Below are 20,129 nucleotides of genomic sequence, written 5' to 3'. Positions count from 1 at the left end.
ACGTTTCAGGAATTGGTGTTTGGTTTGATTCGCCTCGAAAAGCTGGCGGAATTGAGCCGCTTTTCCGGGGACTGTCAAAGCGAAAGCTGTGAAATCGGGCGCGATTATCCACCGTTTCCCGCCATTTTCGACCAACTGACCGCTGCAATGCGACCAACCGGGCGATGCTGCAATGCAGCGACTCGATCCCGGCTGGTTGCAGCGAATCAATGCGCGGTCGGGACCTCGCCCGTGCTGGCACCCGGAACCATGCCTGGCGGGGTCGCCAGATCGTCGGCTTCGGTCCACTCGATCGGCTCCGGCATGGTCACCAGGGCCCGTTCCAGCACCGCGTCGACATGGGCCACCGGAACGATTTCCAGACTGCTGGTGATGTTCGCCGGCAGCTCCACCAGGTCCTTCACGTTGTCCTCGGGGATCAGCACGGTCTTGATCCCGCCGCGCAGGGCCGCGAGCAGCTTTTCCTTCAGCCCACCGATCGCGAGGACCCGGCCACGCAGGGTGACTTCACCGGTCATCGCCACGTCCTTGCGCACCGGGATGCCGGTCAGGGTCGAGACGATCGAGGTCACCATGCCGATCCCGGCGCTGGGGCCGTCCTTGGGCACCGCCCCTTCGGGCAAGTGGATATGGATGTCCTTGCGCGCGATCAGGCTGGGCTTGATGCCATAGGCGGGCGAGCGGGACTTGACGAAGCTGAAGGCCGCCTGGACGCTTTCGTTCATCACCTCACCCAGCTTGCCGGTGGTCTTGATCCCACCCTTGCCCGGCACGGTGACGCTTTCGATGGTCAGCAATTCGCCGCCCACCTCGGTCCAGGCCAGGCCCGTGATGGCACCAACCTGGTGCTCTTCCTCGGCCTCGCCGAAGCGGTACTTGCGGACCCCGGCGTATTCGCCAAGGTTCTGCGGCGTGATGACGACCGAAGTCGCCTTGCCTTCAAGGATCTGCCGCAGGCTCTTGCGGGCCAGCCGGGCGATCTCGCGCTCCAGCGTACGCACCCCGGCTTCGCGGGTGTAGTAGCGGATCAGGTCACGCAGCCCTTCGGTGGTCAGGGTGAACTCACCCTGCTTGAGGCCGTGGGCCTCGACCTGCTTGGCCACCAGGTGCCGTTCGGCAATCTCGACCTTCTCGTCCTCGGTATAGCCTTCCAGCCGGATGATCTCCATCCGATCAAGCAGCGGCTGCGGCAGGTTGAGGCTGTTGGCCGTGCAGACGAACATCACGTCCGACAGGTCGATATCCAGTTCCAGATAGTGATCCTGGAACTTGGCGTTCTGTTCGGGATCGAGCACTTCCAGCAGGGCCGAAGCCGGATCGCCCCGGAAGTCCTGGCCCAGCTTGTCGATCTCGTCGAGCAGGAACAGCGGATTGCTGGTCCCGGCCTTGCGCAGGTTGGTGACGATCTTGCCCGGCAGCGAACCGATATAGGTCCGGCGGTGGCCGCGAATCTCGGCCTCGTCGCGCACGCCGCCCAGCGACTGGCGGATGAACTGGCGGCCGGTCGCCTTGGCGATCGACTTGCCCAGCGAGGTCTTGCCCACGCCCGGCGGGCCGACGAGGCACAGGATCGGCCCCTTCAGCTTGTTGGTGCGCGCCTGGACCGCGAGGTACTCGATGATCCGGTCCTTGACCTTGTCGAGGGCATAGTGGTCATCGTCCAGCACCGCCTGGGCAGCCGGAATGTCGCGCTTCAGCTTGCTCTTCTTGCCCCAGGGCAGGCCCAGCAGCACGTCGAGGTAATTGCGGATCACAGTCGCTTCCGCGCTCATCGGCTGCATGGTCTTCAGCTTCTTGAGCTCGGCATTGGCCTTGGCCCGGGCTTCCTTCGACAGCTTCAGCTTGTCGATCTTGTCCTGCAGTTCCTGGATCTCGTTGGCTTCGCCATCGTCGCCGCCGCCCAGTTCCTGCTGGATCGCCTTGAGCTGTTCGTTGAGGTAATATTCGCGCTGGGTCTTCTCCATCTGCCGCTTCACGCGGCCGCGGATACGCCGCTCAACCTGCAGCACGCCCAGTTCGCCTTCCAAGAAGGAAAAGGCCATTTCGAGCCGCTTGAGCGGATCTTCCTCGGTCAGCATGGCCTGCTTGTCGGCCACTTTGGCTTGGATATGCGCGGCGACCGCATCGGCCAGCGCCGAAGCATCGGCGATATCGCCAAGGTTCTCGCCGGCGTCCTGGGGCAGCTTCTTGTTGAGCTTGGCATATTCGCCGAAGGCCTCGACAACGCTGCGCATCATCCCTTCGACTTCGCTGCCGCTGGCCGCGACCGGTTCGATCGGCTCCACCCCGGCAACCATCAGTTCGCCGTTCGCACCGCTTTCCTGCCGCAGGTCGACCAGCCGGGCGCGCTGCCGCGCCTCGACCAGAACCCGCACGGTGCCGTCGGGCAGCTTAAGCAGTTGCAGGACCGTCGCGATCACGCCGACTTCGTAAAGGTCATCGCCATCGGGATCGTCGCAGCCCGGATCGAGCTGGGCGAGCAGGAAGATGTCCTTGTCACCAGCCATGGCCGATTCCAGCGCCGCGACCGACTTCTCGCGGCCAACAAACAGCGGAACGACCATGCCGGGAAACACGACGATGTCGCGCAGGGGAAGCAAGGGCAGCAGGTGCATTTCGAATTCCATCTTCATCCGGCGCCAGCTGGCGCCATCCGGGTGAATCCCGGTCTTGCTGCAGGATATGGGCATGCCCTTGGGCTGGCGCAATGCCTGCCGGTTTCCTGCCTGTGGAAGGCCCGCCATTGCCAAGTCGGGTTGAAGCCCGCATCAAAGGCTGACTGTGATGGGGAGTAATGATCGATGAAGCGCCTAGTCCTTGCCCTTTCGGTTGCCGCATGTTCGCTTTCGGCCCCGGCCCTTGCCAAGGACCGCGTGATCCTCGCCGATCGCTATCTCGATGTGGCGACCGGCCGATATGTCGAGCATCCCGCGATCTTCGTGGATGACAGCGGCCGGATTACCCAGATTGCCGATGCCCGCACGATCCGCCTGTCGAGCGAGGTCGAAACCGTCGACCTCAAGGGCAAGACCGTGCTGCCCGGGTTCATCGACATGCACGTTCACCTTGATAGCCCCGCCGATATAGGCGGCTATCGCGGGCTGGAATTCACCGACAGCTTCTTTGGCATGACCGCCGTGGGCAATGCCCGGGCAATGCTCGACGCCGGGTTCACCACCGTCCGCAATGTCGGTTCGGGCAATCGCAACGACGTGGGCCTTAAGCAGGCGATTGCGGCAGGCTATGTGATCGGGCCACGGATCGTGCCGGCGGGCTATGCCCTGGGCGCAACCGGCGGGCACTGCGATTCGACTTTCCTGCCGCCATCCCTGGAAAAGCCGGAAAAGGAAGAAGGGATCGGGGACAGCGTTGAAGAGCTGCGTCACCAGGTGCGGCGCCAGCGCAAGTATGGCTCCGAAGTGATCAAGGTCTGCGCTACCGGCGGGGTATTCAGCCGCAATACCGAACCCGGCCAGCAGCAACTGACCGAAGCCGAACTGAAGGCGATTGTCGACGAAGCCCAGATGTGGGGCCTGCGCGTGGCCGCCCACGCCCACGGCGCGGCCGGGATTAAGGCGGCAATCAAGGCCGGGATCGACACCATCGAACACGTCAGCCTGGTCGATGATGAGGGGATCAAGCTGGCGGCCGCCCGCGCCAAGCCGGTCTGGTTCAGCATGGATATCTACAATACCGAATACACCCAGGCCGAAGGCAAGAAGAACGGGGTGCTGGAAGACAACCTGCGCAAGGACCGCGAGGTTGCCCAGCTGCAGCGCGACAACTTCCGCAAGGCCCACAAGGCCGGGGTCCGGATGGTATTCGGTTCCGATGCCGGGGTGATGCCGCACGGCGATGCCGGCAAGCAGTTCGCCACCATGGTCCAGTTCGGCATGACCCCGCTGGATACGATCCGCGCCGCCACCATCAACGGGGCCCAGGCGCTGGGCCAGGAAGGTGACGTGGGCCAGATCGCAGCCGGTCGCTTTGCCGACCTCGTGGCCGTTGACGGCGATCCGCTGGCCAACATCCGCCTGCTCGAGCGGCCCGCTGCGGTCATCAAGGGGGGCCGCAAGATCGAGCCGACGCGGTGATGCGGCGGCTTCTGCCATCGCTGCTGGCCCTGTTTTCGGCCACGTTGTCGGCCACGACAGCGCAGGCTGAAACGCTTTACGTCCGCGCCGGGCAGATGATCGACAGCGAGGCCGGAACGGTCTTGCGGGATCGGCTGATCCGGATCGAGGATGGCCGGATCGTCGCGGTGACTGCCTGGTCGCCGCCCCCGCAAGGGGCAAAGGTGATCGACTGGTCAGCCCATTGGGTCTTGCCCGGCCTGATCGACACCCACGTCCACCTTGCCGATATCGAACAGAGCGCCAACGTGGCCGAACCGCTGCTCCATTCCGAAGCCGCGATCGCGCTGCGTGGTGCGGGGCATGCCCGCAAGACGCTGATGGCGGGGTTCACCACGGTCCATGACGTCGGTTCCTATCGCGCCTTTGCCAATGTGGCGCTGCGCGACGCGATCGAGCGGGGCGATGTGATCGGCCCACGGATCTCTGCGGTGGGCGCCTATGTGACCGTGCCGGGCGGCGGCGGCGAAGTGACTGGGCTGGCGCCCGATGTCGCCGTGCCGGCCAGCTTCCGCGCCGGGGTTGCCAGCGGCCCGGCCGAGGTCCGCACCAAGGTCAACTACCTGCTCCAGAACGGCGCGGATTCGATCAAGTTGATCGCTACCGGAGCCGTCCTGACCCAGGGCACCGAGCCGGGCGCGCTGGAAATGAGCGAGGCCGAGATCCGTGCGGCGGTGGAAGCCGCTGCGGCGCGTGGATCGTGGGTTACGGCCCATGCCCACGGCGCTGAGGGGATCAAGGTGGCATTGCGCGCCGGGGTTCGCGGGATCGAGCATGCCAGCCTGATCGACGATGAAGGTATTGCCCTAGCGAAGGCAAAGGGCGCCTTCCTGTCGATGGACATCTACAACGGCGATTTCATTGCCGAAGTCGGCAAGCGCGATGGCTGGTCCGCCGACATCCTGCGCAAGAACGACGAAACGACCGAGGCCCAGCGGATCGGCTTCCGCAAGGCGGTTAAGGCCGGCGTCCAGATTTCCTTCGGCACCGATGCCGGGGTCTATCCCCACGGGCAGAACGCCCGCCAGTTCGCCTATATGGTGCGCTGGGGCATGACCCCGATGCAGGCGATCCAGTCGGCCACGATCGTCGGCGCGCGAATGCTGGGCTGGAGCGAGCGCGTCGGCGCGATTGCGCCCGGCCGCTTTGCCGACCTCGTCGCCCTCGATGAAAACCCGCTGACCGACATCACCGCGCTCGAACGGATCGATCACGTGATGAGGGGTGGCGAGCTGGTCCGCTGACCGGTCGGGATTACATCCCCGGCAGCTTGAACCCCGGCGGCAGGGCCATGCCTTGCTGCATCTTGGCCATTTCCTGGCCGGCAACCTCGTCCGCCTTGGTCCGCGCATCGTTGAAGGCGGCGGCGATCAGGTCTTCGAGGATGCCCTTTTCCTCGGGCTTGAGCAGGCTGTCGTCGATGTTGACGCCGATGATCCGCCCCTTGGCCGAAGCGCGCACGGTTACCAGCCCGCCCCCTGCACGACCTTCCACTTCGATCGCGTCGAGCTTGCTCTGGCTCTCGGTCATCTGCTTCTGGATCGTCTCGGCGGCCTGCTGGGCGGCCTTGAGCAGCTCTTCCATCGACTTCACGCGGTCTTGCTCCATTGCTTGCCGCCGCTCAGCGCAGCGGGCTTGTCATCGATAATCTCGGCTTGCGGGAAGGCCGCAAAGGCAGCCTGGACCAGCGGATGCTGGCGCAGGGCTGCGTCTTCGGCGGCCTTGATCGCCTCGGCCGCTTCGCGCAGGCTGGGCCGACCCTCCCCTTCGCCGCGCTGGACGGTCCAGCGTTCGCCGGTCGCCCGCAGCAGGGCGTCACGCAGGTCAGCACCAAGCTCACCGGAGAAACCCGGAACCAGCGAATAGGTCAGCTCGCCAGGGCGCAGATCGATCACCCGCACCCAGTCGCGCATGGTCTGTGCGACCCGTAGCTGACCAGACTGGTCTACCCGGTCGATCAGGGCTTCCCAGTCCAGCGCCGGGGGCGGTGCCGAAGCAGCCGGTCCGCCGGATGGAGCCGTGCCACCCGCGCTTGCCACGGCGGCCGCCGGCGCCTGGGCCAGCAGATCGCGCAGGGTATCGGCCAGCTTGCCCGGATCGGGCAGGTCGCTGGCGTGCAGCACCCGCAGCAAGGCCATGCGCGCTGCCACCAGCGGATCGGGCGCGGTCCTGACCTCGTCATGTCCCTTGAGGAGGAGCTGCCAGAGCCGGTGCAGCTGCCCGGCCGACAGGCGCTGCGCCCAGTCCTCAATCGCGGCGCGTTCCTCGTTGGAGAACGAGGTTTCGTCACGCCCCAGCTGGGCCAGCGTTACCCGGTGAGTCAGTTCAAGCGCGCCGCGCAGCAGGGCGTGCGGTTCCACGCCCAAGGCGAACTGCTGGTCCACCAGGTCCAGCAGGCCGGCTGCATCGCCGCTGACAATCGCGCCAAACAGGCGGCGCTGCGCGGTCTTGTCAGCAAGGCCGAGCATGTCCTGCACCTGCGCGGCGGTCACCCGGCCATCGCCTCCCAGGTCGGCATGGGCGATTGCCTGGTCGAGGATCGACAGTCCATCGCGCACCGAGCCATCGGCAGCGGCGGCAATCATCGCCAGGGCCTCGGCCTCGGCCTCGACCCCCTCCTTGCCGCAGATCATCGCGAAATGTTCCGCGAGCAGCTCGGCCGGGATGCGCTTCAGGTCGAACCGCTGGCACCGCGACAGGACAGTCACCGGCAGCTTGTCCACCTCGGTCGTCGCGAACAGGAACTTCACATGCGGCGGCGGTTCCTCCAGCGTCTTGAGCAGCGCGTTGAACGCGTTGCGCGACAACATGTGGACTTCGTCGATGATGTAGATCTTGTAGCGCGCCGAAACGGCGGCATAGCGCACCGCCTCGATGATCTCGCGCACGTCGTCGACGCCGGTATGGCTGGCGGCGTCCATTTCGATCACGTCGATATGGCGGCCCTCGGCAATGGCCACGCAGGGCTCGCATTGCCCGCAAGGGTCAATCGTCGGCCCGCCCTGCCCATCCGGCCCGACGCAGTTCAGCGCCTTGGCGATAAGCCGCGCGGTCGAGGTTTTCCCCACCCCGCGGATCCCGGTCATCAGGAAGGCATGGGCCAGCCGGTCGCGCTTGATCGCATTGGCCAGGGTCTGGACCATGGCGTCCTGCCCGATCAGCTCGGCAAAGGTCTGCGAACGGTACTTGCGCGCGAGGACGCGATAGGGCTGCGCAGCGGCGACTGGCGCGGGCGCGGCTAGAGGCGCAGGCGCCTGCGCCGGCGCACCGAACATCGATTCCTGCCCGGCCGCCTCAAGCTCGGCGGCGCTGGGGCCATCGTCCTGCGGTTCATCGCCAAAGATGTCTGGTGAATCGTCCATTGCGCCCGACAATAGGGGGAGCACCGTCGATTGTCGAAGGGCGAAAAGGACGATACCCTCAGTTGCGGAAAGGATCGCCGATGACCATGCCCGCGCCGCTTGCCTTGAGACTGCTTCCGATGTTGCTCGGCGGCATCCTGATCGCGACCCAACCCGCGCGCGGCAGCGAAGCCGCAGTCGATCCGCTGATCGCGAAGTATCGTCTGGCCGTGCCCGATCTGGCCCTGTGCAACGATGCCGGGCAGCGCGACGCCTTCATGCGCGAAGCCGAACAGAACCCACCTGACCAGTCGCTGGCCGCCAATTACAATGCCCGGCGCGAGGAGCAGCTCAAGTCACGCATGACCGCCGTCGGCCTGAACCAGCGCGAACGCGGCCAGATCGCCATGAACGCGCTCAACCATCCCGAATTCAAGGCGGCGCTGGCCAGCAACCTCGATGCGGTCAAGGCAATGATTACGGCGGCCCAAGCCGCTGCCGAGGCGAAGGATCCAGCCGATCAGTGCCGGGCCGTGATCGAAATGCGCAGCCACCTTGCCTCGACCATCGACGGGGCCAACCGGCAGTGGGATCTGATGGACCGGATGGTGGCCGAAGAGGCCACCCGGCGCGGCAAGGCGCTGCCCTGAACCGCAAGCGCAACCCGAAAAAGGGGAAAAGGAGCCGGCCGACCCGCCGCAACCCGTTGTGGCTGCTTCCTTCCGGACCTGACCAGGTTGGCGGACGCAAGCGTCCGACCGACTCCCGGCGCGGCATATGGCCAGCTTGTCGCGTTTACGCAAGTCTGGCGATGCGAATCGTTCTATCATGCGCTTCGACTCGCTCCGGAGGGGTGTGGTTGGCCGGTTCGCCCTCCCCTGGGTTGGCCGGTACGGAAGCTGCCGACTGCCTTACAGCGCGACCCGGGCAGTCGGCAGCTCCGATCACTAATCCAGCCCAATCCCCAGACGCTTGGCCTCCGCTTCGAACGCGGCGTTGATCCTGGCCAGTCGCGCAGCCTCGCCCCCGGACTTGCCCGTCTCGGCCGCGGCCAAGGAAGCCATTGCCCGACATTCCGCCGCCGCATCGCCCTGCTTGCGCGCCTTGTCCATCGCCACGACGCTCCCGGCAAAGGCGATGAAGTCCTTTTCCATTTGCACAGCCTCGCGCGGGGCGACCTTTTCCTCGATGTCCCACAGCGCCTGGTGGTTGATCTTGCCTGATCCGGCCATTTTCCAGCGCAGCCAGATCCGCAGCCGCGATTGATAGCGCTCCTGATCGGAGGCCTCATCCATCGAATCCGTTACGCCGGTGCGATCCCCTGCGGTCAACCGCGCCATCATCTTCTCGCGGAAGGCCGGATCGTCACAGTCCTGCGCACGCAGGTTGGCTAGCGGCTGGTCATGGCCTTGCGGCGGAACGGGGCGCGGCGATCCCGGCGCCAGCACTTCCTGGCTTTCCGCTTCACTCAGTTTCAGCAGGTCCAGCCCGCCACAATTCAGCAGCACCGCACCGGGCGCATCGAACTGCAACAGGAACCGCCGCAGACCATCGGCGGTTGGCAGATCCTTGGTATAGACCATCGGGCTCATCATGTAGGTCGCAAAGACTTTTGGCCCGTCGGAGCGGACCCAGCCATTGGCTTCCAGCTGTCCGACCATCTTTTCAACGAAGTTGCGGTTGTCATCGCCATCCGGGCTGGCCCCGTTGAACTCGATGGCGCTGAGCTGCTCCGACCAGGGCGTGTAGACTGCGCGGGCTTCTTCGAATGGTGCGATCGGCGTCCCACCAATCGAGAAGGCCTTGCGCAGCTCCGGGTCCTGCTTCGCCTCGCCATACCCCAAACGCAAGGAGGTGGCGCCACCGACTGGACAAAGCTGGGTCTCAATCGTCTGGATCGAAGGAATGGTAACTGCCGCATGCGCGGTCGGCGCAAATGCCCCACCCAGCGCCGGCAAAACCGCCAACGCGATCAATCTCGATTTCATGAAGACTCCCGGATGTGACACCACCCCGGGTTGAGGTGATAGCGCACTAACCGGAGCTGAACAGCCTATTTGAAATTGTCGGCGTAAGCTTGCAACTTCAGCCGCCGCGGCGGGGTGGCGTGGATTGTGGCGCTGATGCCGTGCTTTTCGGCATAGGCCTTCGCCTTGGCGGCGCTGTCGAACTTCAGCTGCACCTGGGCCTGGGTGTCGCCCGAACCAGACCAGCCCATCAGCGGATCGGGCTTGCGGGCTTCCGCAGGCGCGAATTCCAGGATCCACTGGCCCAGCAGGGCCTGACCCGATTGCATGGCGTTCTTGGGGCGCTGAAAGATGCGTACTGGCATGGCCGCTGCCCTGCTGCGAATCGCGCCGCAAATCAAGCCCTGTTCACTTCCGGCCGGTCGAAGCGTTGAAGGCGTTCTTGGTCTTGAGGCTGGGCGCTTCGGTCCAGGGCGCATCCGGCCAACGGTGCTTGGGATAGCGCCCCTTCATGTCGCGCTGCACGTCCTTCCACGATCCGCGCCAGAAGCCGGGCAGATCGCGGGTGGTCTGCAATGGCTTGCCGCCCGGATCGGTCAGCTTGAGCAAGAGCGGCTGCGGCGGCTGACCGAACATGGGGTGGCGGTCCAGCCCGAACAGCGCCTGGACCCTGAGTTCGACCGACGGCCCGCCGGGATCGTCGTAATCGATCGCATGGCTGGTTCCCACCGGGGACGTGAACTGCGCCGGGGCCAGCCGCTCAAGGCTCTGCTGGTCGGCATAGTCCAGCCAGGCCCGCAGCGCCTCGTGCAGCCGCGCTGGGTCGAGAGCGTCCAGCCGTCGCTCCAGCAAGGGCCCCAGCCAGACATCGAGATCGGCCAGCAAGGCTTCATCGGAAAGCGCGGCAATCCCGGCAAAGCGCGCCCGGCGACGCAAACCAAGGCTGGCCTTGCTGAGGGGGATCAATCCCAGGCCGTCACTCCGGATCCGTTCGATCAGGAATGCGCGGATGGCGGATGGATCGGGCGCGGGGTCGGAACCGCGAGCCAGGGCGATTGCACCAAGCCGAGATTCAACCAGCGCCTCGACCCGCCGTTCATCGGCCACCCAGCGCAGCACCGAACGCCGCTCGATCCGGTGGGCCAGCCAGCGCAGCACCTCGGCCTCGGTCAAGGCAATCGCGCCGGTGATCCGGGCGCCCTTGGCCTCGCCCTGGGCATCGCCAACGGCGAGCCATTCAGCCCGCGCGAGCGTTGAGGCGGGATCAAGCCGCAGCCCGCAACCACCGGCGGTCAGCCAATGCTCGCCGCTTGCATCCCGGCGCTTTGCGAGGTTGTCTGGAAAGGCTTCGGCCAACATCACGGCCAGGGGTGGCGCCTCACCAGCAGGCTTGCCGACCAGCCGCCGCGCCTGATCGGCCCAGCGCCGCGCGAGCTGGCGCGAGGCTTCGGCCCGTGGGGAGCGATCCCCTGTCCAGCGGTCCAGCCGCATGGCCAGGTCTTCCCCCCGCCCGCCCAGCCCCCGTTCCTGGAGCAGCAGGGCAAGTTGAGCCGCTTCATCCGCCGCGTCATGCTGCGCAGCATAAAGCAACATATGCGCCTCGCCCGGGGCCATCGGCAGGGCGGCCATGCTGCGCCCGTGCGCGGTGATCAAGCCAGCCAGATCAAGCGCACCAAGTGATTGTAAACTGGCTTTTGCTGCAGCCAATGCTGCAGCCGGCGGCGGATCGAGCCAGGCCATTTGCTGCACCTCTGTTGCACCCCATTGGGCCAGGGTCAGCAACAGCGGCGCGAGATCGGAGGTGAGGATCTCCGGCGGCTCGAAAGCGGGCCGTCCGGCATGGGCAGCCTCTTCCCACAGGCGATAGGCCACGCCCGCTCCCTGCCGCGCCGCGCGCCCAGCCCGCTGCGCGGCGGCGGCCTGCGATGCGCGATGCGTCACCAGCCGGGTAACGCCGGCGGCCTTGTCAAATTCCGCCCGGCGCGACAGGCCGGCATCGACCACTACCGCCACGCCATCGAGCGTCAGCGACGTTTCGGCAATCGCCGTGGCCAGCACGATCCGCCGCCTGCCCTGCGGATCGCGGCGGATCGCGGCGCGCTGGGCAGCGGGTTCGCATTGTCCGTGCAGCGGCAGGATCGGCACATCGGGCAGCTTTTGCACCAGGCGTTCGCGGGTCCGCTCGATTTCCCCGACGCCCGGCAGGAAGGCCAGCACATCGCCGCGTTCCTCACGCCAGGCGGTCAGGACGGCCTGGGTCATCGCCTCGTCCAGCCGCAGTTCCGGCCGGGCGCCCAGCCAGCGGATGGTCAGCGGATGGGCCTTGCCCTCGCTTTCAATCACTGGCGCATCGCCGAGCAGCCAGGCGAAGCGCGCACCATCGAGCGTAGCCGACATCACCACCAGCCGCAGGTCCTCGCGCAGCACCGACTGGCTCTCGATCGCCAGGGCAAGGCCCAGATCGCTGTCGAGGTGCCGCTCGTGCGCCTCGTCGAACAGGACAGCCGAAACGCCCGCCAGTTCCGGATCGCCCAGCAGAGTGGAAACGAAGATGGCCTCGGTCATCACGAGGACGCGGGTCTTGCCCGATCGCTTGCTGTCGAGCCGGGTGAGATAGCCGATGGTCTGACCAACCGGCTCCCCCAGCAGTTCGGCCATCCGCTCGGCTGCGGCGCGCGCCGCCACTCGCCGGGGGGACAGCACGATCACGCTGCCGGTGCACCAGGGCTCGGCCAGCAGCGCGGGCGCCACCGCCGTGGTCTTGCCCGCACCGGGCGGGGCAATCAGTACGGCGCCTGCCCGCGCGCGGAGCGCGGCCAGCAGGTCCGGCAATATGGCATGAATGGGAAGCTGGTCGGCCAATCCCGGCTTAGAACCGCCGGGCAACGGCGAATTCGGCCGCTTCCACCATCGCCGCATGGGCCGCCCCGGCCGGGAAGCCGGCGATGGCATCAATCGCGCGCTGGGCAAAATGGCGGGCCCGCTCACGCGTGGCGCTGACCGTATCGTGTCGCCCGATCAGTTCGACGGCATAGGCCAGGTCTGCATCGGAGGTGCGGTGGCCCTGGATCGCGTCCTGCCAGAACCGGCGCTCCTCGCCGGAGCCACGAGCATAGGCCAGGATCACCGGCAGGGTCATCTTGCCCTCGCGGAAGTCATCGCCCTTGCCCTTGCCCATTTCGCCAGCGTCGGAATCATAGTCCATCGCGTCATCGACCAGCTGGAAGGCAATGCCCAGGTTGCGGCCATAGTCTTCCAGCGCGCGCTCGTCTGCTTCGCTGCGTTCAGCCACGACGGCGGCAATCCGGGTGGCGGCGGCAAACAGCGCGGCGGTCTTCGAACCGATGATCGACAGGTAGCGTTCCTCGCTCGTCTCGATCTGGCGCTGGGCAGTCAGCTGGTCGACTTCCCCTTCCGAGATCACCGAGCTTGCGTTGGAGAGGATCTTCAACACCTTGAGGCTGCCGTCTTCCACCATCAGTTCGAAAGAGCGGGTAAACAGGAAGTCACCGACCAGCACGGTCGCGGGATTGCCGAACACGATATTGGCGGTGGACTTGCCGCGGCGCAGTTCGCTGCCGTCAACAACATCGTCATGCAGCAGGGTGGCGGTGTGGATGAACTCCACTGCTGCGGCCAGCTTGTGATGGCGCGTGCCGTGGTAATCGCACAGCGCGGCACCCGCCAAGGTCAGCATCGGCCGCATCCGCTTGCCACCGCCCGCGATCAGGTGTCCGGCCAAGGTCGGGATCAGCGGGATGCGGCTTTGCATCTTTTCGAGGATGACGGCGTTGACCGCATTCATCCCTTCGGCAGTGAGCGCAAGCATGGGCGCCAGCGAGGGGGCGGACGCGCGGGGGCGCAGCGGTACGATATCAGCGCTCATCGGCCCTGCCCCTAGCCAGCATTGGCCCGGCTCCGCAAGTGCAATCGCAGCAATGGCCTTTCGCAAAACTGCATGCTAGCGACAGGCCATGACCGAGCCCGTTCGCACTCCCGACCCCGTCCTCGCCGGCTATCGCGCCTCGATCGACAATATCGATGCGGCGCTGATCCACATCCTGGCCGAGCGGTTTCGCATCACCAAGGCGGTTGGCGCCTACAAGGCCGAGCACAACCTGCCCGCCTCCGACCCGGGCCGCGAGGAACGCCAGATCGCCCGGCTGCGGCAGCTGGCGAGCGAGGCCAATCTCGATCCCGAATTCTCCGAAAAGTTCCTGCGCTTCATCATCCAGGAAGTGATCCGCCATCACGAACAGGCGGCGGGCAAGTAGCGCTTCCGGGTCAGGGCGCGTCGCGTAGCCAGCGGCTTTCGATAATCAGGAAGCCCGCTCCGGGAGCGCTGCTCTCGCTAATGGCAGCGGCTTCCCGCAGCGCGGCAACGTCGCGGGCATTGCAGGCCATATCGTGTACCAAGCGCATGCCGGCATAAGGCCGGGCGGTCACGAAGCGAGGTCCCCCCGAGGCATCCTTTTCCCCGCGGGCGAGAGGGCCACACATCACCGGCCAGCGCCGGGCCGAGATGATCCGCCCTTCGGCATCGAACCCGGTCGGCTTCACCGCGAGGTACAGGTAGGTGACCTTACCCCTGAATGCCGGTGGAGGTGCGCCTGGGTTCGGTTTGGTGGCATCGAAGCGCAACTGGTCTACCATCGGAGTGCCATCGGTGAGCACGTGGTCGATCCGATCCCACTTGGCTGGGTCGTAGCGCACCGCATCGGGCAATGACCGATCGTTTGGCGGACCGGAATAGGCTCCATCGATGATCAGGATCGGGCTGGCACAGTCGGGCATGGCAGCCAGGCTGGTCGTGGCAGAGACCGGGCAATCGGCCTTTTCGAGCATGACCCACAGGCCGGTCTTCTGCTGCACCGGCCCCGGCTCTGTGAACCAGGGCTCGTCGGAAATGACCATGTTGCAACCGCTCAGCACCAGACCAAGCGCGACAGTCAGCAAGCGGTTCCTTATGGTCATCCGTCCTTTCGCGCAATCGCCCGCGGCAACCGCAGTTTCACCAACAGGCCGCCCAGATCCTCGCTTTCATCTAGCAAGACCGACCCGCCATAAATCTCAGCCACATCGCGGACGATCGCCAGCCCCAGTCCCGTCCCGGGCTTGCCGGTATCGAGCCGCGCGCCGCGATCGAAGATCCGGGTGCGCTCGGCCTCGGGAATACCCCGGCCATCGTCCTCCACCCAGATCTCGCACCAGCCAGGTTCGCCGGTCGGATCAATCGTGACGAATACGGAACCGCCGCCATATTTTGCGGCATTTTCGATCAGGTTGCCCAGGATTTCATCCAGGTCCTGTCGTTCAATGGCCACGGCGGCATCGCGGTTGCCGTCAAGGTCGAAGCGGGTCCGCTCGTAAAGCCGGGTGACCGCGCGCAGCACGGCCTCCACGCTCTCGGCCACGCCCGACCGGCTCAAACCGACCGCCCGGCGGCCCACGGCACGGGCGCGGGCAAGGTGGTGATCGACCTGGCGCCGCATGACCGCCGCCTCACGGATCACCGTGTCGGCCAGATCCGGCGCCTTCGCTGTGGCCGCGTTCATAACCACGGTCAGCGGCGTCTTGAGCGCATGGGCCAGGTTTCCGGCATGGGTCCGCGCTTCCTCAGCCTGCTTTTCCGAGTGGGCCAGCAAGGCGTTGAGTTCCTGAACCAGCGGCTGCACTTCTAATGGCAGGGGCTCGGTCAGGCGGTTCTGGCCGGTTTCGCGGAGGTGCTGAATCGCCAGCCGCACCCGCCGCAGCGGCCCCAGGCCATACCACGTCTGCAGCATGGCCATGCCGAACAGGCCAAGGCCAAGAACCAGGAAGCTCCAGACCAGGATCGAGCGGATGCGATTGATCTGCTCATCCAGGTCCTGGCGCGATGCCGCCACGGCGAATTGCCAGCGCGTCTCGCTGTCTGGCAGGATCACCGACCGCTCGATCACTCGCAGCGGTTCATCGGCGAACTGGAAGTTGTCATAGAGGTGCGGGGCCTTGTCGAAATGGTCGCCCTTCAGCTCCAGGCCCTTGTCCCACAAGGATCGCGATGGAAAGTTCTCGTGCCCTTTGCCGGTGACCAGCCAGTATCGACCGCTGTTCGGCTCAAGAAACCGCTGGTCGCCCAGCGGGCGGTTGAAGAACACCTCGCCATCCGGACCAATCTCGGCCGAGGCGATCATCGCGTTCATGACGTTGACCAGCTGCTCGTCGAAATTGCGGCTGACCAGCCCGGTCAGTGTACGATCAAGCGCGAAACCACCCAGCGACAGCAGGATGACAATCCACCCCGCGGCGATGATCAGCATCCGGCGCGAAAGCGAGCCGGTGTGCGAAGTCACCCGGCCGGTCGGCTCGCCCTCGTCCATCCCGGATCAGCCGCGGCCACCCTCGGCCGGATCGTCGAGGCTGTAGCCAAGGCCGCGGATCGTGGTGATCACATCGGCACCCAGCTTCTTGCGGATACGGGTGACAAAGACTTCGATCGTGTTCGAATCGCGGTCGAAATCCTGGTCATAGATGTGTTCGATCAGCTCGGTCCGGCTGACCACCTTGCCCTTGTGGTGAAGCAGGTAAGACAGCAGCTTGTATTCCTGCGCGGTCAGCTTCACCGGCTCGCCATTCAGCGTCACGCGGCCCGAACGGGTATCGAGCCGCACTTCGCCGGCGGTCAGCTCGCTGGAAGTATTGCCCGAAGCGCGGCGGATCAGCGCGCGCAGGCGGGCGATCAGCTCTTCTGTCTGGAACGGCTTGGCCAGGTAATCGTCAGCCCCGGCATCGAGCCCGGCGACCTTGTCGGACCAGCTGTCGCGCGCGGTCAGCACCAGCACCGGGAACTTGCGGCCTTCCTTGCGCCACATGCCCAGCACGGTCAGCCCGTCAATCTCCGGCAGGCCCAGGTCGAGGATTACAGCGTCGTATTCCTCGGTCGAGCCCATGAAGTGCCCGTCTTCGCCATCGGTCGACAGGTCGACGGCATAGCCCGTGGCCTCGAGCGTTGATTTGAGCTGCTTGCCGAGGGTCGGTTCGTCCTCGACGATCAGGATACGCATTTCACAATTCCCCGTTTCAGGCCGATGTTTTGCGGCGGGCCGTCATGGCCGTCAAGCTATCCCGCCAAGCTTCAGCGCGACTGCCGGATAACCTCGCCGGTGCGGGCGTCGACATCGACGAACAGCACCCGGCCATCGCGAATGAACTTCAGCCGATAGGTCAGCGAGGCCGGATCGTATTCCGGGCCAAGATACTGCGCCCCCGGCATCATCGGCAGCACCCGGCGTTCAATCTCGCGCAGCGGGCGGACGTTACCGGCGCGCAAGTCCTTGCGGGCCATGCCAGCTTCATCCCCCTGGCTGGCCAGCGCAGGTGCAGTGGGGGCCGAGGCGAGTACCGAGGCGACAAGAGCAAAGGCAATCAGACTGCGGATCATGTCGGGCGACCTAGACTGGCGGGATTGAACGGTCCGTGAATGGATCAGGCGGTGCGCAGGCGCTCGACATAGCGGCGGCGCAGTTCGCTGGTGAGCGTGCCGGGGCCACCATTGCCGATCGGCTTGCCGTCGACCTCGACCACCGGCAGCACCAGCGCGCTGGCGCTGGACACAAAGGCCTCGCGGGCGGCGAACAGTTCCTCAACCGAAAACGCCCGTTCCTCGACCATCAGGCCCATCTCGCGGGCGATCGGCAGGACGGACAGCCTCGTCACCCCCGGCAACACGCCATGATCGACCGGATGCGAAACCAGCACGCCACGCGCATCGATGATATGGGCATTGGCGCTGGTCGCCTCGGTGATGAAGCCGTCATCGACCAGCCAGGCATCGTCCACCCCGGCCTCACGCGCCGCTTCCTTGGCCAACACGGCATAAAGCAACTGCGTGGTCTTGGCCTGGCGCAGCGCCCAGCGGCCTTCGGGATGCAGGATCACCTTCAAACCTTCGCGCGCCTTGGGCTGGTCCACGACCGGCGCGGCCTGGGAGAAGGCGAAGCGGGTGGGTGCAACGGGATCGAGCGGCGAGAGAAAGTCGCGATCGGCCGGCGCGCCGCCCGTGACCTGCAGGTAGATCCGCCCCTCGGTCAGCTGGTTGCGTTCGATCAGGCCGTTCAACACGACAGGCCAGTCGGTCTCGTCGGCGATCCGGGCCAGCGCCATCGAGCGGGTCAGCCGGGCCGAATGGTGCGCCCAGTTGCAAAACCGCCCGTCGATCACCGGGGTAACCTCATAGACCCCCTGGGCGAAGAGCAGGCCGCGATCGAAGATCGGCACGCGTGCTTCGGTTTCAGGGAGAAATTCGCCGTTGAGCCAGACTGTCCGCATGGATTGTTCCTGTGGCCCCGCGCGGCAACGCTTGTCAACGCGGTTGGGCTTGTCAACGCGGTTGGGCCTGCCTAGGGCCCGCGGACCATGGCACAGGCACCGATCCTCAGCTGGGAAGAACTCAGCCTTCAGCAAGGCTCCGGCTGGCTGTTCCGCGACCTCGATCTCCACATCGGCCCGCGCGACCGGCTGGCACTGATCGGCCGCAACGGCGCGGGCAAGACCACCTTGCTGCGCCTGATCTCGGGCGAGATCGAGGCGGACAAGGGCAAGCGCTCGATCCAGCCCGGCACGAAGATCGTAACCCTGGAGCAGGACCCTTTCTTCACCGGCTATGACACGCTGATGGACTTTGCCCTCCACGGCAAGGACGCCCCGCCCCGGCACGAAGTGGAAGCCATCGCCGGGCAGCTGGGCATCGACATGAGCCGCAAGGCCGACAGCGCCAGCGGTGGGGAGCGCCGCCGCGCCGCCCTCGCCCGCGCGCTCGCCTCTGATCCCGACCTGCTGCTGCTGGACGAGCCGACGAACCATCTCGACCTCGCCGCGATCGACTGGCTGGAAGACTGGCTGGGTCGTTACAAGGGCGCCTTCGTGGTGATCAGCCACGACCGCACCTTCCTCGAACGACTGACCAAGGCGACGATCTGGCTCGATCGCGGCTCGCTGCGCCGCAAGGAGATCGGCTTTGGCGGTTACGAGGCTTGGATGGAACAGGTCTATGCCGAGGAAGCCCGCGCCGCCGAGAAGCTCGACGCCAAGCTGAAGATCGAGGCGCACTGGCTGGAGCGCGGGGTCACTGCGCGGCGCAAGCGCAATCAGGGCCGGCTTGAGAAGCTGTGGGAAATGCGCGCCCAGCGCGCCGCCATGCTCAATCCCCAGGGCGCGGCCAAAATGAAGCTGGTGGCCGATGACGTGAAGACCAAGTCGGTCATCGTCGCCGACAAGGTGACCAAGCGGTTCGGGGAACGGACCATCATCAAGGACTTCTCGCTGCGCATCCAGCGGGGTGACCGGATCGGCCTGGTCGGCGCCAATGGTTCGGGCAAGACCACCCTGCTCAAGCTGCTGACCGGCGAACTGGCGCCCGACGATGGCACCGTCACCCTCGCCAAGACGCTGCACGGGGTGATGATCGACCAGCAGCGTAGCCTGCTCGCCCCTGAAAAGCGCGTGCGCGACGTGCTGGCCGAAGGGGGCGACTGGATCGACGTGCGCGGGGTGCGAAAGCATATCCAGGGTTACCTCAAGGACTTCCTGTTCGATCCGGGACTGGTAGACGCCAGGGTCGGCACCCTTTCGGGCGGAGAGCGCAGCCGCCTCTTGCTGGCCCGCGAGTTCGCCCGGATGTCGAACCTCTTGGTGCTGGACGAGCCGACTAATGACCTCGATCTCGAAACGCTCGATCTCCTGCAGGAGGTCATTGCGGACTATGACGGCACGGTCCTGATCGTCAGCCACGACCGCGATTTCCTTGACCGGACCGTAACCATCACGCTTGGCCTCGACGGCAGCGGCAAGGTCGATGTAGTGGCCGGCGGCTATGCCGACTGGCAAAAACAGCGGACCCAGCGGGTCGCAGCGACCAGGTCGGCCAAGCCCGCCGCGACAGTTGCACCGCCCGCCCCGCCGCCACCGCCGAAGAAGGCCAAGCTCTCCTACAAGGACCAGCGCGATTACGACCTGCTGCCCGGCCGGATCGAGGAACTGCTGGCCCAGATCGCCCGCGACGAGGCGGCACTGGCCGATCCCGCGCTCTACACCCGCGATCCGGCGAAGTTCGCCGCCCTGACCAAGGCCATCGACGACGCCCGCGCCGAAAAGGATGCCGCCGAGGAGCGCTGGCTGGAACTGGCCGAACTGGTGGAGGGCTAGTCACCTGATCCGGTAGTATCCCGCCACCCGATCGAGCGCGATGCGCAGCACCAGCTTGCCGCTGCGCGCCGGCCAGGCCAGCGCCCGCTCGGCGCTTGCGAGGCTTTCCCCGGCGCAGACCACCCGCCACAGGATATCGCTGAGGTCCCGGCCCGCCATGGCCAGCGCGCCATCGAAGCGCTCCCGCGCGGCCAGTTGCCGCTCGGTCAGATTGAGGCCGCGTTCACCCCCGCGGTGGACAACATGGACAACGTCCCAGCGCATAGTTACCCCGGCCCCCAGCTGGGCCCGCTCATAGTCGCGGCGCAGGCATTCTCCGGCAGCCAACTGCGCATCGCTCAGGTGCCCGCGCGCGTGGAGCCAGGTCAGCGGGCTTTCGGCAAGATTGACCGTCACCCGCCGCCGTCCGGCCCGCGGACTGTTGGTCATGGGCCCATCGCTACCCAGTTCGCGTTCGACAAGCTGCCGCTTCATGTCTGCTCCCATCATCAGGTCGGAAACGCGCC

At 65.9% G+C, this 20,129-nt stretch carries 18 protein-coding genes and 1 other RNA gene; 5 read left to right on the top strand and 14 right to left on the bottom strand.

The window, feature by feature from the left end; all coding sequences use genetic code 11:
• Window positions 1-206: 206 nt before the first annotated feature.
• A complete protein-coding gene (lon, locus tag O9281_RS05365; protein WP_298183925.1) occupies window positions 207-2,627 on the bottom strand; it encodes an endopeptidase La in 2,421 nt (806 codons plus the stop codon).
• 174 nt (window positions 2,628-2,801) lie between these two features.
• Between lon and O9281_RS05360 the strand changes: the two genes are divergently transcribed.
• Both O9281_RS05360 and O9281_RS05355 read left to right on the top strand, forming a co-directional pair.
• Window positions 2,802-4,094 carry an amidohydrolase family protein gene (locus O9281_RS05360; RefSeq protein WP_298183557.1) on the top strand — a complete coding sequence of 431 codons (1,293 nt, stop codon included), beginning with the start codon at window positions 2,802-2,804 and terminating at the stop codon, window positions 4,092-4,094.
• A complete protein-coding gene (locus O9281_RS05355; protein ID WP_298183556.1) occupies window positions 4,094-5,377 on the top strand; it encodes an amidohydrolase family protein in 1,284 nt (427 codons plus the stop codon). Before O9281_RS05360 ends, O9281_RS05355 begins: the two co-directional genes overlap by 1 nt.
• A gap of 10 nt (window positions 5,378-5,387) precedes the next feature.
• Here the strand turns inward: O9281_RS05355 and O9281_RS05350 are convergent, their stop codons facing one another.
• Complete coding sequence (locus tag O9281_RS05350) at window positions 5,388-5,726, bottom strand: YbaB/EbfC family nucleoid-associated protein (RefSeq protein WP_298183924.1); 339 nt, start codon at window positions 5,724-5,726, stop codon at window positions 5,388-5,390.
• Complete coding sequence (locus O9281_RS05345; RefSeq protein WP_298183555.1) at window positions 5,723-7,495, bottom strand: DNA polymerase III subunit gamma/tau; 1,773 nt, start codon at window positions 7,493-7,495, stop codon at window positions 5,723-5,725. The genes O9281_RS05350 and O9281_RS05345 overlap by 4 nt, the downstream gene beginning before the upstream one ends.
• Window positions 7,496-7,575: 80 nt before the next feature.
• Between O9281_RS05345 and O9281_RS05340 the strand changes: the two genes are divergently transcribed.
• Entirely contained in the window at window positions 7,576-8,124 is a 549-nt protein-coding gene (locus O9281_RS05340; protein WP_298183553.1) for a hypothetical protein, read from the top strand.
• A 24-nt stretch (window positions 8,125-8,148) separates the two neighbouring features.
• On the opposite strand, the gene ffs is transcribed toward O9281_RS05340, so the two are convergent.
• The 5 genes from ffs to O9281_RS05315 all read right to left on the bottom strand — a co-directional run bounded on the left by ffs (window position 8,149) and on the right by O9281_RS05315 (window position 13,327).
• Window positions 8,149-8,243: signal recognition particle sRNA small type (gene ffs / locus O9281_RS05335), an RNA gene on the bottom strand.
• A 178-nt stretch (window positions 8,244-8,421) separates the two neighbouring features.
• Entirely contained in the window at window positions 8,422-9,324 is a 903-nt protein-coding gene (locus tag O9281_RS05330; protein WP_298183552.1) for a hypothetical protein, read from the bottom strand.
• A gap of 203 nt (window positions 9,325-9,527) precedes the next feature.
• A complete protein-coding gene (locus tag O9281_RS05325) occupies window positions 9,528-9,806 on the bottom strand; it encodes an NADH dehydrogenase ubiquinone Fe-S protein 4 (RefSeq protein ID WP_298183551.1) in 279 nt (92 codons plus the stop codon).
• A 43-nt stretch (window positions 9,807-9,849) separates the two neighbouring features.
• Window positions 9,850-12,303: an ATP-dependent helicase HrpB gene (gene hrpB / locus O9281_RS05320; RefSeq protein WP_298183550.1), complete on the bottom strand. Its 2,454-nt coding sequence runs from the start codon at window positions 12,301-12,303 to the stop codon at window positions 9,850-9,852.
• A gap of 7 nt (window positions 12,304-12,310) precedes the next feature.
• Window positions 12,311-13,327 (bottom strand): polyprenyl synthetase family protein, encoded by a 1,017-nt coding sequence (locus O9281_RS05315; RefSeq protein ID WP_298183549.1) that lies wholly within the window; start codon window positions 13,325-13,327, stop codon window positions 12,311-12,313.
• Between the two features lie 88 nt (window positions 13,328-13,415).
• Here O9281_RS05315 and O9281_RS05310 point away from each other — a divergent pair, with 88 nt between their 5' ends.
• Complete coding sequence (locus tag O9281_RS05310; protein ID WP_298183548.1) at window positions 13,416-13,715, top strand: chorismate mutase; 300 nt, start codon at window positions 13,416-13,418, stop codon at window positions 13,713-13,715.
• Between the two features lie 10 nt (window positions 13,716-13,725).
• On the opposite strand, the gene O9281_RS05305 is transcribed toward O9281_RS05310, so the two are convergent.
• The 5 genes from O9281_RS05305 to O9281_RS05285 all read right to left on the bottom strand — a co-directional run bounded on the left by O9281_RS05305 (window position 13,726) and on the right by O9281_RS05285 (window position 17,748).
• The gene (locus tag O9281_RS05305) at window positions 13,726-14,415 is read right to left on the bottom strand and encodes a hypothetical protein (protein WP_298183547.1); all 690 of its coding nucleotides are present in this window, start codon (window positions 14,413-14,415) and stop codon (window positions 13,726-13,728) included.
• On the bottom strand, window positions 14,412-15,800 hold the full coding sequence (locus O9281_RS05300) for a HAMP domain-containing sensor histidine kinase (protein ID WP_298183546.1): 1,389 nt from the start codon (window positions 15,798-15,800) through the stop codon (window positions 14,412-14,414). The genes O9281_RS05305 and O9281_RS05300 overlap by 4 nt, the downstream gene beginning before the upstream one ends.
• Before the next feature lie 6 nt (window positions 15,801-15,806).
• Window positions 15,807-16,484, bottom strand: coding sequence for a response regulator transcription factor (locus tag O9281_RS05295; protein WP_298183545.1), 678 nt, complete (start codon window positions 16,482-16,484; stop codon window positions 15,807-15,809).
• A gap of 71 nt (window positions 16,485-16,555) precedes the next feature.
• Complete coding sequence (locus O9281_RS05290) at window positions 16,556-16,861, bottom strand: PepSY domain-containing protein (RefSeq protein WP_298183544.1); 306 nt, start codon at window positions 16,859-16,861, stop codon at window positions 16,556-16,558.
• Window positions 16,862-16,905: 44 nt separating this feature from the next.
• The gene (locus O9281_RS05285; RefSeq protein ID WP_298183543.1) at window positions 16,906-17,748 is read right to left on the bottom strand and encodes an aminotransferase class IV; all 843 of its coding nucleotides are present in this window, start codon (window positions 17,746-17,748) and stop codon (window positions 16,906-16,908) included.
• 87 nt (window positions 17,749-17,835) lie between these two features.
• On the opposite strand from O9281_RS05285, the gene O9281_RS05280 reads away from it, so the two are divergent.
• The gene (locus O9281_RS05280) at window positions 17,836-19,623 is read left to right on the top strand and encodes an ABC-F family ATP-binding cassette domain-containing protein (RefSeq protein ID WP_298183542.1); all 1,788 of its coding nucleotides are present in this window, start codon (window positions 17,836-17,838) and stop codon (window positions 19,621-19,623) included.
• Here O9281_RS05280 and O9281_RS05275 read toward each other — a convergent pair whose 3' ends face one another.
• On the bottom strand, window positions 19,624-20,097 hold the full coding sequence (locus tag O9281_RS05275) for a DUF6456 domain-containing protein (RefSeq protein ID WP_298183541.1): 474 nt from the start codon (window positions 20,095-20,097) through the stop codon (window positions 19,624-19,626).
• Window positions 20,098-20,129 lie beyond the last annotated feature (32 nt).

Origin of the sequence: Novosphingobium sp., from assembly GCF_027531025.1 — a bacterium.
Lineage (GTDB): Bacteria > Pseudomonadota > Alphaproteobacteria > Sphingomonadales > Sphingomonadaceae > Novosphingobium.
This window is presented reverse-complemented; position numbering and strand designations above follow the sequence as displayed.